Here is a 14150-nt window from a genome sequence, read left to right on the forward strand (position 1 = left end):
TGCATGTTACGTAACATTAATTCTCAATCATACCCAACCATCTGAATTTCGACGGATGCCACAATCAGAAACCATTCCTCTTCGTGCCCGCCTACCCTCCAGATCAGGGTTAAACTTATTTGATTTTCAGAGAGTTTTCCTCTTTGGCGGTGGCAATACCGGTTTCATGGATCCTGTGGATCTATGCAAAAACGACTTCCACGAAGCCATTCTCTACTGCGAAGAAGAGGATGATGAGGGTCATTCTTTCATTTTTTCTCGTTGTGAAGACTCACAGCTTCTTTTTTTACCTCAAGAATCTCCATCATCAATCTTTTCATATGCCAGAACTTTGGCATTTATGGATAGTCCTGGTTCTATTGCCACATTTTTCATAGACTTTCACTCAACAGATTCAGATGTTTATCGTTTCAGCCACCCCAAACTGATTCATTGGCGCAAAAAACGACACAACAATCGTCTGCTTCTGGATACGCAACTCACCATATCTCGCAAAAATGGTCAACAGTTGCTGGCCCGCTTGTATGATTTCAGCATGACTGGAATTGGCTTCCAAACTAATGTGATGGACTTTTCAGAAGGTGAACTGGTTCTGATTGAGTTTATCGTTGATAACTGTGGAGGCTACGAAAGCGCAGCGATTATTATCCGTCAAGAAGAAAATCTTCACCAGAATCATAAAATTTTTGCTGCTGCTCGCTTTTTACCAACGAAAGCCCAGAAGGCTGATATTGAACGTATATATATTTGCAACACCAGACAAGGCAATACCTCACTGCAATTGAGACACATACACGATTCATCGTTTATCTCATCAGCAAAACCAAGTGTTGCTAGCCCTGAAAAAGATGAATCATCTCGCATCTCTGGGTCTTTTTCTCAGTCACCAAACTATTATTCCCCAGATAACAAAGTACCTTCTGCACAGGGAATCCCTCTTGATTTCCAATCCCAGAGTTATTTAGTCATGCCTGCGAATGAATTTCAAAATAAAGATTCAGCTCCAGGCGAGCAAAAATCCGAAAATGAAAATATTGAACAGCAACAGAGTCAAATATCCAGTCACGACATATTGCCTTCAGAAGTGCCACTTCAAGAAGTGGCACCTTCAAAGATAGATCAGCAATCAACCGATGAAAATACAGCGCTTATTGACTTAGATTCTGATAAGCCTGAAACCAAACCGCAAAAAGAAGACAACCCGGTAATCCTGTTTCCTCCTGAAACGATCATCGAAGGCAACCCATCCGATCTGAATACCCCACCAGCTTTTATTTCTCCTTCTAAACCAGTCAGCCACTCCCGCGAGGACAGCATGAGCGACCAAGAACAGTTCCCCCAAGCCCCAGAAAATGAGCATCTGCAATCAGTAACTGTGCAAAACACAGTCCGGGAGGGTTCCACTTACAGGGAAATTCCCGCATTACGGAAATCTGCAAAGCCTGGGCCAGGAAAAGCAGCATCACTCATGCTCAATAATGAACTGGCGTTAGTCTTCTCCCAGCGCGGAACCCTGCATCTTGAACGCTTTGAATTTCATCAGGCCCTTGAACAATTCCAGCGTGTCAATGAGCTCCTTGCCTTTCAGGATGATGGAAAAAATTCTCATGGAATCATAACCTTGTCTCAACAAGAACTCAAGGCTGTTGCACTTCGAGGGCAGGCAGTAGCACTTCATGCATTAGGACGCGATCAAGAAGCATCCGCTGTAATCGAAGAAGCTCTGGCCTTACTGCAAGCTTATCCCGGTGCCGAGTTGCAAGACATGCCTGCTTGGTTGGAAAACCTAGCAATAACCTTGCTTACGCATGCACAAATACTTTCTGATCAAGATATTACCCTTTCTGAAAGGGAATACAGAAGCGCTCTTGAACAATTAGATGCCCTGGTCGTAAAGCTCGAAACAAAAAGCCTGCCCAGTGTGCGCTTGCACCTGTCCGTAACGCTGAACAGCTTTGCAGAACTGTTTTTGGCGCAAGAGCAAACCACTGATGCCCTTTCATTGATTGATCGGGCACAGGCCGTCCTCAGCGAAACCCCCCAATTCCAGCAAGTGAACGAACTCCCCGAATGGCGCTTACAGTTTGCCCGACTACAAGGACAACGTGGCCAGGCGCTACTTATTCAGGGCAAACTGCAAAATGCGATACAGCAAAATGGTGAGGCGGAAAAGCTGCTGACCACATTACGCGAACAATTCAAGAATAATGACATGCCCGCTCTAAGCCTGCAGTCCGCCCTCAATCTGAATAATCAGGCTCAAATATTCGCCTGCACCAGCGACCACGAGCAAGTGATTACTTTGCTGGATAAATCAGCGCGCATATTTGAAGAATTGCGGGAAAACATGAATAAAGACTTTGGTCCGCATTTGTGGATTAGCTTGGCCAAGACTCACCTACAACGAGCCAATTCGGAGTTGGCCATGGGAAAGCCCAAGATTGCACAAACTTCCTGTGAGCACGCCACAACTATCCTTGAAAACCTGCGCAACCAGGAAAACATCACTCATACATCAGTTCTTTTGCAAACATTGGCCGAGTCTCTTAGCCTACAGGGTAAAATTTACGCGCTCTTGGGTGACACGCAGTCTGCCATGGGGGCTTTTGACCAAGCCGTCAACATACTGTCTGCCTAAGTATTTTGAATGAAGGATGACCCGGCGTTGTCTTGAAACAGTCGGGTCCGTTCTTTCCTATAGTTGCGGATGCTGGCGATGTGACGGACCCTGCAAACGATTCATCGCCGAAAGGTAAGCCTTGGCACTGGCCACAACAATATCAGTATCGGCACCCTGTCCATTGACGGCCCGACCACTGGCGTCCTGCAGACGCACGGTCACATCGCCCTGGGCATCGGTACCTGTGGTAATAGCATTGACTGAATACAGCAGCAAACGGGTTTCACTTTTCAAAATACTTTCCATGGCCTGGAATGCCGCATCTACCGGCCCGCCACCTACGGCCTTGGCGGTTTTGGCCACCCCGTCCACCCAGACTTCCACCGTAGCTTCGGGATGTGTACCCATTTCCGAGCAAACCCGCAAATAACCCAGACGATAATGTTCTGCCTGCTCTTCCTGCAGATCTTCATTGACCAGCGCTTGCAGGTCTTCATCAAATATTTCCGCCTTGCGGTCGGCAAGATCCTTGAAGCGGGCAAAAACCTGATCCAGCGTATCTTTGTCCAGATGAATACCCAACGCCTCCAGACGCGCACGTACCGCCGCCCGACCGGAAAGTTTGCCCAGCGTCATGCGATTGGCCGACCAGCCTACATCTTCCGCACGCATGATCTCATAGGTCTCCCGATGCTTGAGCACACCATCCTGGTGAATGCCTGACTCATGGGCAAAAGCATTCGCTCCGACAATGGCCTTGTTGGGCTGGACCGGAAAGCCGGTAATCGTAGACACCAGCTTGCTGGTAGCCACAATCTGGTTGGTATCAATGCGGGTATCACAGGCAAAAGCATCTTGCCGCGTGCGCACCGCCATCACGATTTCTTCCAGGGCGGCATTACCCGCTCGTTCACCCAGACCGTTGATCGTGCATTCAACCTGTCGGGCACCATGCTGCACAGCAGACAGGGAGTTGGCCACCGCCAGGCCCAGATCATTGTGGCAATGTACTGAAAAAATGGCTTGATCGGCGTTGGGAATCCGGTTGCGCAAATTGGCAATTAGCTGACCAAAGCGATCTGGCAGATTATAACCAACGGTGTCAGGAATATTGATGGTACGGGCTCCCGCTTGAATGACTGCTTCAATCACCCGGCACAGGAAATCCTCCTCGGAACGGCCCGCATCTTCCGCTGAAAACTCCACATCATCACAATATTGCCGCGCCAGTTTTACCGCAGCCACTGCACGTTCCAGAACCTGCTCCGGGCTCATCCGTAATTTTGCCTGCATATGAATCGGGCTGGTGGCAATGAAGGTATGAATACGTGCAGCATTGGCTTCCTTCAACGCCTCACCGGCACGGCGAATGTCTTCATCGCGCGCCCGCGACAGCCCGCATACCCGACTTTCACGTACGGTCCTGGCGATGGCTTGCACGGCGGCAAAGTCCCCGGGGCTGGCAACTGGAAAACCGGCTTCAATGACATCCACCTGCAAGCGTTCCAAGGCCTGGGCAATACGCAGTTTTTCATCCCGGGTCATGGAAGCACCCGGGGATTGCTCGCCGTCGCGCAAGGTAGTGTCAAAAATAATCAAATGCTCTTTGGACGTTGTCATAGCTTGTGTCTCCCAATCAATTGAGAGGATTGTACCCCGCTACAGACAATTAACGAAGACAACGCATCTTCTTCGTGAAGGATTCAGGCATCTCGCCGCAACCAGCGATAAACAGTGCGCTCACTGACCCCGAGGGTTTCCGCCACCCTCCGCCGGTTGCCTTGATACTGACGCAACAAAGCCTCCAGATCATCCGGTTGCGCGCCACCGCGTTGGACTGATGGCGCAGGTCCAAAATCTCTCACTGCACCCGGCGAAGCCGCATGCGCCGCAAACGCTGGTCTGGCTCCCGTAAAATTCAGATGATTTGCCTGAATAACCGGTCCATCCGCCAGTGCTGCTGCTTTTTGCAGAATATTGCGCAACTCCCGAACATTTCCCGGAAAATCATAAGTAAACAGGCGCCGTTCTGCATCTTTCGACAGCGTCCACTGCCCCCCCCAACTTTTACCAATGCGTTCCAGCAACACCGCCGCAATACCCGCAATATCATCACGACGATCCCGCAAGGGCGGTAAATCAATGGTAATAGCCGCGAGACGATAATATAAATCCTCCCGAAATTGTCTTTGCCCGGCCATTTCCAATAAATTACGGTTGGTCGCCGCGATGATACGCACATCGGCATGCAAGGTCTCTGAGCCGAGCTATAGTCAAATCTGGTGTATGAGCATTTTCTGACATAGATCAGGCGGCGGTCTGTTGATCATCCGGCAGGGTGAGGTTAGCCGGTAAGCCATCGATAAATTTCACCCCTGCAAAAAGCTGCAGGACTTTCTCTGGAGCATAAATCCCAATCCAGCGTTTTTCAGCCTGCTGCAGCATCTTGAAACCCAATCCCAGAAAGCTGCTGCGTGATACACAGTTCTTCGTCCGGGTAGTCCGGTGGCGTACCGTAGCGAAGGTGGACTCAATGGCATTGGTGGTCCGGATATGCCGCCAGTGTTCGGCTGGAAAATCATAGAAAGCGAGCAATTCAGCCCGATCTTTTTCCAGTTTAGCCACGGCCTTGGGATACTTTGCCTGGTAATTGCGCACAAACACGTCCAGTGCTTTTTCCGCAGCCTGGCGATTGGCGGCCATCCAGATTTCCTGCAACGCTGCCTTGGCTTTGCTCTGTTGGGCTTTGGGAAGTTCGTTGAGAATGTTGGCGGTCTTATGCACCCAGCAGCGTTGCTGACCAGTTTCGGGATAGGCTTCATCCAGTGCGGCCCAAAACCCCATGGCACCATCCCCAATGGCGAGCAAAGGGGCCGCCTCCAGACCGCGCGCCTGCAGGTCACGCAGGATCTCCAGCCAGGAAGCTTTGGATTCGCGCAGGCCGTCACTGACACTGACCAGCTCTTTCTTGCCCTCTGCCGTCACGCCGATAATCACCAGCAGGCAGATACGCGGATCCTCCTCCGCACGGAGGTTCGTATAAATACCGTCTACCCACCAGTAAGCATAGCGCTTTCCCTGTAGGGAGCGGTGTTGCCAATGGGCATACTCTTGCGCCCACTCCGCCTTGAGACGTCCCAACACCGCAGGTGAAAGTCCCTTGGCCTCATCACCCAGCAAAATGGAAAGGGCTTCCTGCATGTGGCCGGAAGACACCCCATGCAGATAGAGCCAAGGTACTGTAGCGGCTACCGTTCGTGATTTGCGTACATACGGAGGCGCCAGTACCGAATTGAATTTGATCCCCGATCCTGAGCGGTCCCGCACCTTGGGTACTTTGACGGGTACCGGACCCAGAGCGGTCATGATCTCGCGCTCCGGCAGATGCCCATTACGCACGACCGCCTGACGCCCATCAACCATCCGCACTGTCGCAAATTCTTCCAGCAATACCGCCACCTCTGCCTCTATGGCCTGCTCAATCAGAGAGCGTGCCGCGCGTCGAAGTATCCCTTCAATGCCCAGACCCAACTCTCCCATCCCACCTGCTATTACGGTATTCTTTTCCACGGCGTACTCCTTATGTTGCTCTTTGAGTCGGAAACCCTTTGTAGCAACAGTACGCCACCTCATTCAAGCCAGTTGTAACGCGCCCGTACACCACTTTCGAGCATAGCTCCTCTGAGCCCCCCAAACGCCGGAAAGTCCCGGTTTCCAGAACCCGCAATAATTTAGCCTGCATACTTAAGGGCAATTCCCCCACCTCATCCAGAAACAGGGTTCCCCGGTCGGCCATTTCATACAGTCCACGCTTACGTCCCAGACAACCTGTGAAAGCCCCTCTTTCATGACCCAGGATTTCACTTTCAAAAAGTGTTTCTGGTAGCGAGGTACAATCCACAGTAATAAATGCTTCAGATGCACGTGCAGAAAATTGATGCAGCGCGCTGGCTGCCAACTCCTTGCCGACCCCACTTTCACCATAAAGCAAAATACTGGCATCCGTACGGCCCGCCATTTCAATGTGATTCAGACATTTCATGAATGCCGGAGAACGGCCCACCATGCGCATGTCACCACAAGTAATGTCTTCTTCCTGATGCGGCAAGCGAATGATTTCCTCACCAAGATAGGTATTCCCTTCCTGATCTTTGATGGCATGTCCACGAATACGCACATGTTCAGCATGATTCTGGTGATCATAGTGAATGTGCCGGACATCGTGGGCTTCTCCCGTTGTAAAAACAGCCTGATGGGGACAATCTTCTCCACGCATATGGCAAGGCACCGGCGAATGGTGGGAAATTTCATGACAGCAACGTCCTATGACCTCGTCGGATTGCACGCCATAGGCTTCCTGATAGGCCCGGTTCGCCGCAATGATCCGGTAGTGGTCATCAATCAAAACCATTGGATTCTGCTGAATATTCAAAACACTCTGAACATCCAGACCAGTTGCTGACTGATGCTTTTTTGTGGGCTTATGCACATCAGGAGTAGTACGGTCACGATTCTGCATTTCCATAATTTGCCTCGGCGTCTGGTCGGCTACTGCTTTTAAGATCTAAAAAATATCCTTTCGTAAATAATACGCATCCTCTTTCTTTTTGGATGCAAGAAAATTTCTATTACCATAACTTAATTATATTTGTTTATGAACAAGGTGTTCTGCTTGTCAGCACATGTCATGACATGTCATGACACATTTCATCCGTCGCGATAGATAAATGGGTTAACAATACAGTTAATTAGTTTATTCTTAATTTTTAATTGTCTAGCGTGATAAGCGAGTTAGCTTCAATCTAATAACGTTCATACAGGCTGGCATATTTACTGCTATTACTAAACCATTCACTTACGATGGGGAGACAAAATGTCAGGCATGTACATCATTTGTTTAAGTGGCGAGCGCGAGAAGTTGCAATTCGCAGCCATGGCGGCGTCCGTAGCGGCGGTATCCGGAACCGACGTCCATATTTTTCTGTCGATGAACGCCTTCCCCTACTTTGTGAAGGGTCATAGTAAGGAAGCCCCCGCTGAAGGCAAGCTGGGAGAAGTCATGGCCGAACGTAAAGTGCCCCCCTTCTACCAGATTTTCGAGCAGGCGGTGGAACTGGGCGATGCCAAAATCTGGGCTTGCTCCATGGCTATGGATGTTCTCGGCGTCAAAGAGGACGGCATGGAGGAAATCGTAGCCGGGCCTCTGGGCCTGACCAAATTCCTGAGTGACGCCGAAAATGGTCAGATTCTGACTTTTTAAAAGGAGGAGCACATGAGTGAACGCGTTGTAGATGCCCGTGGCAGTTTTTGTCCGGGGCCGCTGATGGAACTGATTTCCAACATGAAAATGATGCAGGTCGGGGACACCCTGGAATTGTTGTCCACAGATGCCGGTTCTGCTGCGGATGTGCCGGAGTGGATCAAAAAAGTCGGTCACGAAATGGTAGATACTGAGCAGGACGGCGAAGGCACCTGGCACATTCGGGTCCGCAAGGCCAAGTAAGCGCACAAACAATCGCAGGCGTAAAACCCTAAGGAGAGTGACATCATGAGAATTCTGGTCATAGGTGGCGGTATGGGCGGTACTATTTTTGCCAATCATCTGGCACGGCGTATTCACCATGAAATGAAAACCGGCAAGGCACGCATCACGATGTTGTCCGCCAGTCATGAGCATGTGTATCAACCCGGCTGGTTGTATGTCGCCATGGGTCGGGCGACGCCCGATGAACTGGTCCGCGAACAGCAAAGCCTGCTGGAGCCGGGGATTGAATTTCATGTGGATCCGGTTGAAGAATTTCATCTGGCCGAGAACCATGTCAAATGCAAAAGCGGCAAGGTGCATGAGTATGACCTCATCGTCATTTCGACCGGTTCGCGTGCCCTGCCCGAGAAAGTTCCCGGTCTCAAGGAAAATTCCATCAACTGCTATACCGCAGAAAATGCCGTCGAATTCTTCAAGCAACTGTCGGACTTCAAGGGTGGACGCATCGTGGTCACCGTCGGTCTGCCGCACAAGTGCCCGATGATTCCCCTGGAGATCACCTTCGCCATGCACGACTTCATCAAGGATCGCGGCCTGCTGGACAAGACCGAGTTCTACTACACCTACCCCATTGGCCGGGTGCACAGTCTGGAAAATGTCGCCAAGTGGGCAGCGCCGGAATTTGACCGGATGGGCATTAAATACGAAACCCTGTTCAACATGAAGGAAGTGGATGGTAAGAATGCCCAGGTACTGAGTGAAGAAGGCGGAGCAGTGAAATACGATCTGCTGGTAGCCGTGCCGCCCCATAAGGGTCAGGAAGTCATCGAGAAGAACGGTCTGGGTGAAAACGGCTGGATTCCCACCAATCGCTCTTCCCTGCACATGGAAGGAGAACATGGCAAGAATGTTCTGGTACTGGGAGATACCACCAATTTGCCCATCAGTAAGGCCGGTTCAACCGCCCACTTCGAAGCGGAAGTGGCTGCCGAGAATGTGGCGGCGGTCATCAAGATGGGACGGCCGGTGCGCAGTTATGATGGCAAGGTGTTCTGCTTCATTGAGGCGGGCAAGGACCGGGCAACGTATGCCATGTTCGATTATAAAACCCCACCCCAGCCGAAAGCGCCTACCGGAGCCGTACACGCCTTCAAGATGTCCTATAACAAACTCTATTGGGCTACCGCCCGTGGTTTACTCTGAGGAGGTGACGTATGGCTGCGGTCATGGCAGAAACTTCTGAAGATGAACTGCAACGCGCGCAGGAAGCCCTGGTCCATCTGGTGCAGAACGGGGATCTCGAACGCATTGTGCACCTGGCACGACTGAGTGGTGCGGCAGCAGACTCCATGAGTGATGAGATGGTGGGTCGTCTGGCGGGGTTGGCCAGCGACGGTCTGGATTTGGTGGATCAGGTCACCCGCAGTCAGGTGGCGCGGGCCCTGCCGGCCATCAGCTCCCTGGTGGAAAACGGGGATCTGGAGCGCATCGTGCAACTGGCCCGGCTGAGTGGGGCCGCCGCCGATTCCATGAGCGATGAAATGGTGGGTCGCTTGGCCGGTCTGGCCAGCGATGGCATGGATTTACTGGATCGGGTGAACCGCAGTCAGGTGGTCAATGCTTTACCGGCCATCTCGGCACTGGTCGAAAACGGCGATCTGGAGCGCATCGTTCATCTGGCCCGCATGGCGGGTGCCGCTGGCGATTCTATGAATGATGAGATGGTCTCACGCCTGGCCACTTTGGCAACCGATGCCATGTGCCTGCTGGATCGGGCAACGCGCACCGGGGTCATGGACCGTTTGCTCGCTGTCGCTGAGAAAATGGATCAGGATCATATCCTCACCGATTTCCTGCACTGCCTCAGTGGCGCCACTGAGGAGGCCGCCAGCGCCCCCATTCCCAAGGGAGGAATCGCCGGACTCTGGGACATGATGAAAAAACCGGAAACCCAGCAAACCATCCAGTTCCTCATGCTGGTCGGCAAACATTTCCGTTCCTGCCGACTCAGGCACTGATCATGAACTAACTTTTACCGTTTTAACGTGTTCTACTCGCCCCGCTTGCAGCCCCTGTTGTTCAGGGGCTTTTTTATTTAAGCGTTAGCTAGAAATAGGTGTATAGGCAAAGCAATATCCATGTGGGCTGATTTTGCCCGCAACCACTTTACAGGTGCCATCCGCACTGGGAGAGGCTCCCGGTACAAAATGCGCGCAATTACTGCACATGTCCTTGCCACTGGGATGATCCTGATAACTGACAGAACTTTTGCTTTGCAACCCACCTGCAGTACCAGCCTCAGCCATGGATGAAAACACCAAAGGAGCCACTGCGGCCGCTGCGGCCGCTGCGGCTATTTTACCTGTTGATTTCAACCATTCACGACGATTCATAGATTTCATAGTATATTCTCCCAAATGATGAATGAGGCGCCTATAAAGGGCCCACTTAGTTCTACGTAATCTGCGCCGGAATGGATGCAGGCAACAGAAAATTGATCCCCAGCATATATTCATAATTGGACAATCAACTGCGTAGAGTAAAAACATTATTGAATACCGGCTTCATTCCGATCAAATCTCCCGGAAATACCACCTTCCGCAGCCCTACCAAGGGTATGGATAAAGTACTTAACTCCGCTGAGATCAGGTTGATCTGTATTTGCAAAAATGCCTTATAAACAAACTCGGAACAATATAATGCCCGATCATCCTGCAAGTCATAATTATCATCAAAAGGAATACGCAACTTCACCTGTTTATGACACCAGTGAAACAAATTTTCACACTGTGGTTCTACCAAGCTAATCGGTATGTAGCCCACTTTTACAGCACGTTCCGGCGCACAAAAATCGTCCAGGCTACCCATATGCACCCCACCTCGGGTGCGTTCCGTAGACGGTATGCTTTCAAATAAAGCACCACCTACCAAAACCCCGACATGCGTCCAGGGCCCGCGATTTTTGAGGCGTACCAGGCGTGCCTCCACCCCCAGCCCTTCGCGCAGCAGTAGATATGCCGTCAGTCCACACTCACGAACCATTTCCCGTCCCTGCGTACCAGTTGCAACGTCGTATTCCGTGGGCTACCTTTCTCAGGAATCAGGCTGATAATCACCGTGGCATGTTCAACGCCATGTATCATGGTCCGTTGGTTTTTGACTATTTTGGCCTCCTTCAAACCGCCTTCAGCTTGCAGACGCTGATAAGTAGCCATCACATATCCATTCACTTTCGCTTCTTCGAGCCGCATTGCATAGGGTTGTGCAGGATTTTGCACTTCAGGTCCCCAATAAACCAGTTTGTCTACTTTCTGGATGTCCCCTTTCGCCATACCATGCACAAAATGCATAGCCGTATTCTCTGGACCTGAACTCGAAAAAAGTCCACAAGCTGAGATTCCCACTGTTAATCCAGCCACTGTGAGTGTTTTTAGAATACTTCGCACACAAATTCTCCTTGATTAAAGCGATCCAAAGAAAAACAGGCAATACCATAAGCAGCATCGCCTGTTAATCATGACGTCTTGACTAGTGATTCATCAAGCCAGTTATTGCACAGTTTTACGTACCTTAATACTGGAATTGATTTCCACGCGCTGATTCAGGAAACGTCCCCGTGGCGTCGCATTGCTGGCGACGGGATCCAGATAGGAATGCCCCTTCGTCATAATCCGTGAAGCAGCTATACCATGCGCTTCCAGATAACCGGCAACGCTTTGTGCACGTTGCTCAGAGAGTTTTTGATTGTAAGCAAAACTACCTGTTTTACTGCAGTAACCATTCACATCCAGAACAGCGGCTGAATGTTTATGGGCAAAATCGGCCACCTGATCCAGCACGGCAATATCATGGCTGATCAGTTTGGAAGAATTGGTCTGGAAATTAATCCCGGTAATGGTAATTGGTTTACTCTCCAGAACCGTATGCTGCACCGGTGCAATAGGTGCCACAGGTGCGGGTTTTGCGGCTGGAGCCGCCGGTGCGGCCGGGGGAATCCCGGGAGAACAGGCAAAAGGATTAGTACCACAGCCAGCAGCGGCCAAGACCACTGCCACAGCCAGTGTTTGCTTGTATATTTTTTTCATATTACGTCTCCTTAGTAGCTGATTTTTTGGGTAGATGCATTCACTTTCTACAATTTTAATCAACAAATTCAATGACAAAATAGGCCCCATCCAGGATGGAGCCTGAAGTTCCCGATTTTGCTAGCGGGAGGAGGAGACTGCATACAACATTTACTTGATGTCCCTTTTCAGCCCAAGGGGCCGTTAGCGGTGACGATTTGTGGTTCCATGGAAGCCAGAATAGCAATCAGGTAATTCTGCGCCGACATGGGAATCCTTTGGGTTTGCATCGCATCCATCATGTCCTGGGCCAGATAGTTGAAGGCTGCCGTAGTAACACCCATCCCTTCATGGGCTTTACGCATACTCAGGCCGGTGTATTTGCAGGGACCGCCCACCGCCATACACACCTGCTGCACCAATTCGTACTTCAGGTGGGGGATATTGGTATGTGCGAAGTAGTAGTTGATGTGCGGGTCATTAGCAACATTACCCACAAACGTATTAATCAGCTTGGTAATGCCCGCCTTACCGCCGTACTGGGCATAGTAATCCTGAGCGGATGCGGTCGAAATTCCCATCATGGCAACAGCCGTATACCCTGCCGCCAAAGCGACACCCTTGGCTACTGCCGAAAGACGGGAAGAGGTTGGTATAAATGACATGGTAAACTCCTCTTAAATTAGGTCAAAAGCTGCTGGTCAGAGATAAATACAGACCGTTTTGGTTCTTTTCTGTGGCAATAGTACCCAAATCCACATAGGCTGCTGTCAGTGAAAGCTGCTTGTAGGGGAACCAAGCGACATAAACGTCTTTCCAGGCACTCGTTTTGGATACCGCATCACCGACAGCACCCAAATGTAGAGGAATACCTCCTCCCGGCGTAACAACTGTACCAGAAGCTGCTATGAGTTGATTTTGTGGCATATCTCGATACTCAGCACCCAAGACCACATGGCGGTTCAGAAAAACACCCACCGAAGCAGCCGTCAATACTTTGTAACCCATACCATTGACGCCACCGAAACCCAGCAAGCCTTGCTGATTGGCGTTGGTAACATCAATATTTACATCCGCTAAAGTCGTCAACCCGAATATACCGTTAATCCAGACTTTAGTAGCCGATAGATAATAGCTGACGCCATTACGCTTAACACCCAGTGTCGCTGCAAAATCTTTGGGCATCTCATTGTGGTGGAAATCGACACCCACGGATACCTGTGGTTCCCACCAGTTTTGATCGTAAATAACATTCCCGAAGAGACGCACCTTCAGACCTACGATATCCTGATTTAAATCGTAATTGCTACCAAAAAATGCGGGACCCCCGGCAAATGCTTTATCGGCAGTCAAACCCGCTGTGGTCGTCGTTCCGTACGGGAAGGATACACCTGGTGTTGTTACTGCTGTGCCAAGAATCTTATTATCAAGTACCTGCCCTGTATTACCTAAACTAAACCCCTGCCGGGCAAAAGAGATCTCAACCCGGTTGAATAATCCGACCGATGCGCCGTAAGCGTTCAAGTTATAGTTGTTCAGCAATACATGTGAATAAAAAGCGGTCGCGCCAATTTGCTGATTGGTGCCATAACCCGAAATCACTGCCCAGGGGTTGATACCACCACCAGCAGCACCGTCTATCGCTGTTACTGCTCCGGTGCCCAAAATACGGCCCTGGCCAAATAAACAGGCCGAACCTATCGCCGCATTGGCGGCCACAGGGACCATTGCACCCAACGTGCAGGCCACTGCCAGAATGACTGCTTTTGTAGCGGGTGATTTCGCAGACTTACCCATAATTTTCATACCTCCTCCTAGCCGTTAAGCGGTTCTTGAATGCCAGAGCACTCAAAAAACTTAAGAGCAAGAAAGGGGCCAAAATCTCAGAAACCTCTACAACACACAAGAATTATTTGTAACAACTTGTTTATTATGAACAAGCATCAACACATCATACAAATAGAACTGTTTGTATTTCTTC

At 50.5% G+C, this 14150-nt stretch carries 15 protein-coding genes; 5 read left to right on the forward strand and 10 right to left on the reverse strand.

Going from position 1 to position 14150, the window contains the following annotated elements; genetic code table 11:
- The first annotated feature begins 55 nt into the window (after window positions 1-55).
- Window positions 56-2638, forward strand: coding sequence for a PilZ domain-containing protein (locus tag GCD22_RS14990; RefSeq protein WP_051690755.1), 2583 nt, complete (start codon window positions 56-58; stop codon window positions 2636-2638).
- Between the two features lie 57 nt (window positions 2639-2695).
- On the opposite strand, the gene GCD22_RS14995 is transcribed toward GCD22_RS14990, so the two are convergent.
- The 4 genes from GCD22_RS14995 to GCD22_RS15010 form a co-directional block, all read right to left on the reverse strand.
- Window positions 2696-4240 (reverse strand): 2-isopropylmalate synthase, encoded by a 1545-nt coding sequence (locus GCD22_RS14995; RefSeq protein ID WP_031575505.1) that lies wholly within the window; start codon window positions 4238-4240, stop codon window positions 2696-2698.
- Window positions 4241-4323: 83 nt separating this feature from the next.
- Entirely contained in the window at window positions 4324-4872 is a 549-nt protein-coding gene (locus tag GCD22_RS15000; RefSeq protein WP_280527707.1) for an AAA-type ATPase lid domain-containing protein, read from the reverse strand.
- 55 nt (window positions 4873-4927) lie between these two features.
- On the reverse strand, window positions 4928-6160 hold the full coding sequence (locus GCD22_RS15005; protein ID WP_306670500.1) for an IS256 family transposase: 1233 nt from the start codon (window positions 6158-6160) through the stop codon (window positions 4928-4930).
- 40 nt (window positions 6161-6200) lie between these two features.
- Window positions 6201-7145 carry a sigma 54-interacting transcriptional regulator gene (locus GCD22_RS15010; RefSeq protein ID WP_280527708.1) on the reverse strand — a complete coding sequence of 315 codons (945 nt, stop codon included), beginning with the start codon at window positions 7143-7145 and terminating at the stop codon, window positions 6201-6203.
- Between the two features lie 357 nt (window positions 7146-7502).
- Between GCD22_RS15010 and GCD22_RS15015 the strand changes: the two genes are divergently transcribed.
- Genes GCD22_RS15015 through GCD22_RS15030 form a run of 4 tightly spaced genes read left to right on the forward strand, consistent with a single transcriptional unit; the run spans window position 7503 to window position 10123 of the window.
- Window positions 7503-7880 carry a DsrE/DsrF/DrsH-like family protein gene (locus GCD22_RS15015; protein WP_010637201.1) on the forward strand — a complete coding sequence of 126 codons (378 nt, stop codon included), beginning with the start codon at window positions 7503-7505 and terminating at the stop codon, window positions 7878-7880.
- Window positions 7881-7892: 12 nt separating this feature from the next.
- Window positions 7893-8123: a sulfurtransferase TusA family protein gene (locus GCD22_RS15020; RefSeq protein ID WP_010637198.1), complete on the forward strand. Its 231-nt coding sequence runs from the start codon at window positions 7893-7895 to the stop codon at window positions 8121-8123.
- Between the two features lie 45 nt (window positions 8124-8168).
- Window positions 8169-9308 (forward strand): NAD(P)/FAD-dependent oxidoreductase, encoded by a 1140-nt coding sequence (locus tag GCD22_RS15025; protein ID WP_024894824.1) that lies wholly within the window; start codon window positions 8169-8171, stop codon window positions 9306-9308.
- An 11-nt stretch (window positions 9309-9319) separates the two neighbouring features.
- Complete coding sequence (locus tag GCD22_RS15030) at window positions 9320-10123, forward strand: helical membrane plugin domain-containing protein (protein WP_075323230.1); 804 nt, start codon at window positions 9320-9322, stop codon at window positions 10121-10123.
- Between the two features lie 84 nt (window positions 10124-10207).
- Here the strand turns inward: GCD22_RS15030 and GCD22_RS15035 are convergent, their stop codons facing one another.
- From GCD22_RS15035 to GCD22_RS15060, 6 genes are all read right to left on the reverse strand, one after another.
- Window positions 10208-10507 carry a high-potential iron-sulfur protein gene (locus GCD22_RS15035; protein WP_031575670.1) on the reverse strand — a complete coding sequence of 100 codons (300 nt, stop codon included), beginning with the start codon at window positions 10505-10507 and terminating at the stop codon, window positions 10208-10210.
- A gap of 124 nt (window positions 10508-10631) precedes the next feature.
- Window positions 10632-11147: a YiiX/YebB-like N1pC/P60 family cysteine hydrolase gene (locus GCD22_RS15040; protein WP_031575673.1), complete on the reverse strand. Its 516-nt coding sequence runs from the start codon at window positions 11145-11147 to the stop codon at window positions 10632-10634.
- A complete protein-coding gene (locus GCD22_RS15045; protein WP_031575675.1) occupies window positions 11126-11455 on the reverse strand; it encodes a hypothetical protein in 330 nt (109 codons plus the stop codon). Before GCD22_RS15045 ends, GCD22_RS15040 begins: the two co-directional genes overlap by 22 nt.
- 198 nt (window positions 11456-11653) lie before the next feature.
- Window positions 11654-12190, reverse strand: a complete 537-nt coding sequence (locus tag GCD22_RS15050; RefSeq protein WP_031575678.1) for an OmpA family protein — start codon at window positions 12188-12190, stop codon at window positions 11654-11656.
- 167 nt (window positions 12191-12357) lie between these two features.
- Complete coding sequence (locus GCD22_RS15055) at window positions 12358-12834, reverse strand: group I truncated hemoglobin (protein ID WP_031575681.1); 477 nt, start codon at window positions 12832-12834, stop codon at window positions 12358-12360.
- Window positions 12835-12856: 22 nt separating this feature from the next.
- Complete coding sequence (locus GCD22_RS15060) at window positions 12857-13975, reverse strand: DUF3034 family protein (RefSeq protein ID WP_211371672.1); 1119 nt, start codon at window positions 13973-13975, stop codon at window positions 12857-12859.
- Window positions 13976-14150: the final 175 nt, after the last annotated feature.

The organism is Acidithiobacillus thiooxidans ATCC 19377 (assembly GCF_009662475.1).
In the GTDB taxonomy this organism is placed as follows: Bacteria; Pseudomonadota; Gammaproteobacteria; order Acidithiobacillales; family Acidithiobacillaceae; genus Acidithiobacillus; species Acidithiobacillus thiooxidans.

What these genes read in the sequence shown, in the direction of transcription:
- GCD22_RS14990 (WP_051690755.1), top strand. Translation starts at nt 56, where the DNA reads ATGCCACAATCAGAAACCATTCCTCTTCGTGCCCGCCTACCCTCCAGA.
- GCD22_RS15005 (WP_306670500.1), bottom strand. Translation starts at nt 6,160, where the DNA reads ATGGGAGAGTTGGGTCTGGGCATTGAAGGGATACTTCGACGCGCGGCA.
- GCD22_RS15050 (WP_031575678.1), bottom strand. Translation starts at nt 12,190, where the DNA reads ATGAAAAAAATATACAAGCAAACACTGGCTGTGGCAGTGGTCTTGGCC.
- GCD22_RS15020 (WP_010637198.1), top strand. Translation starts at nt 7,893, where the DNA reads ATGAGTGAACGCGTTGTAGATGCCCGTGGCAGTTTTTGTCCGGGGCCG.
- GCD22_RS15060 (WP_211371672.1), bottom strand. Translation starts at nt 13,975, where the DNA reads ATGAAAATTATGGGTAAGTCTGCGAAATCACCCGCTACAAAAGCAGTC.
- GCD22_RS15035 (WP_031575670.1), bottom strand. Translation starts at nt 10,507, where the DNA reads ATGAAATCTATGAATCGTCGTGAATGGTTGAAATCAACAGGTAAAATA.
- GCD22_RS15055 (WP_031575681.1), bottom strand. Translation starts at nt 12,834, where the DNA reads ATGTCATTTATACCAACCTCTTCCCGTCTTTCGGCAGTAGCCAAGGGT.
- GCD22_RS15030 (WP_075323230.1), top strand. Translation starts at nt 9,320, where the DNA reads ATGGCTGCGGTCATGGCAGAAACTTCTGAAGATGAACTGCAACGCGCG.
- GCD22_RS15025 (WP_024894824.1), top strand. Translation starts at nt 8,169, where the DNA reads ATGAGAATTCTGGTCATAGGTGGCGGTATGGGCGGTACTATTTTTGCC.
- GCD22_RS15045 (WP_031575675.1), bottom strand. Translation starts at nt 11,455, where the DNA reads ATGCATTTTGTGCATGGTATGGCGAAAGGGGACATCCAGAAAGTAGAC.
- GCD22_RS15040 (WP_031575673.1), bottom strand. Translation starts at nt 11,147, where the DNA reads ATGGTTCGTGAGTGTGGACTGACGGCATATCTACTGCTGCGCGAAGGG.
- GCD22_RS15015 (WP_010637201.1), top strand. Translation starts at nt 7,503, where the DNA reads ATGTACATCATTTGTTTAAGTGGCGAGCGCGAGAAGTTGCAATTCGCA.
- GCD22_RS14995 (WP_031575505.1), bottom strand. Translation starts at nt 4,240, where the DNA reads ATGACAACGTCCAAAGAGCATTTGATTATTTTTGACACTACCTTGCGC.
- GCD22_RS15010 (WP_280527708.1), bottom strand. Translation starts at nt 7,145, where the DNA reads ATGGAAATGCAGAATCGTGACCGTACTACTCCTGATGTGCATAAGCCC.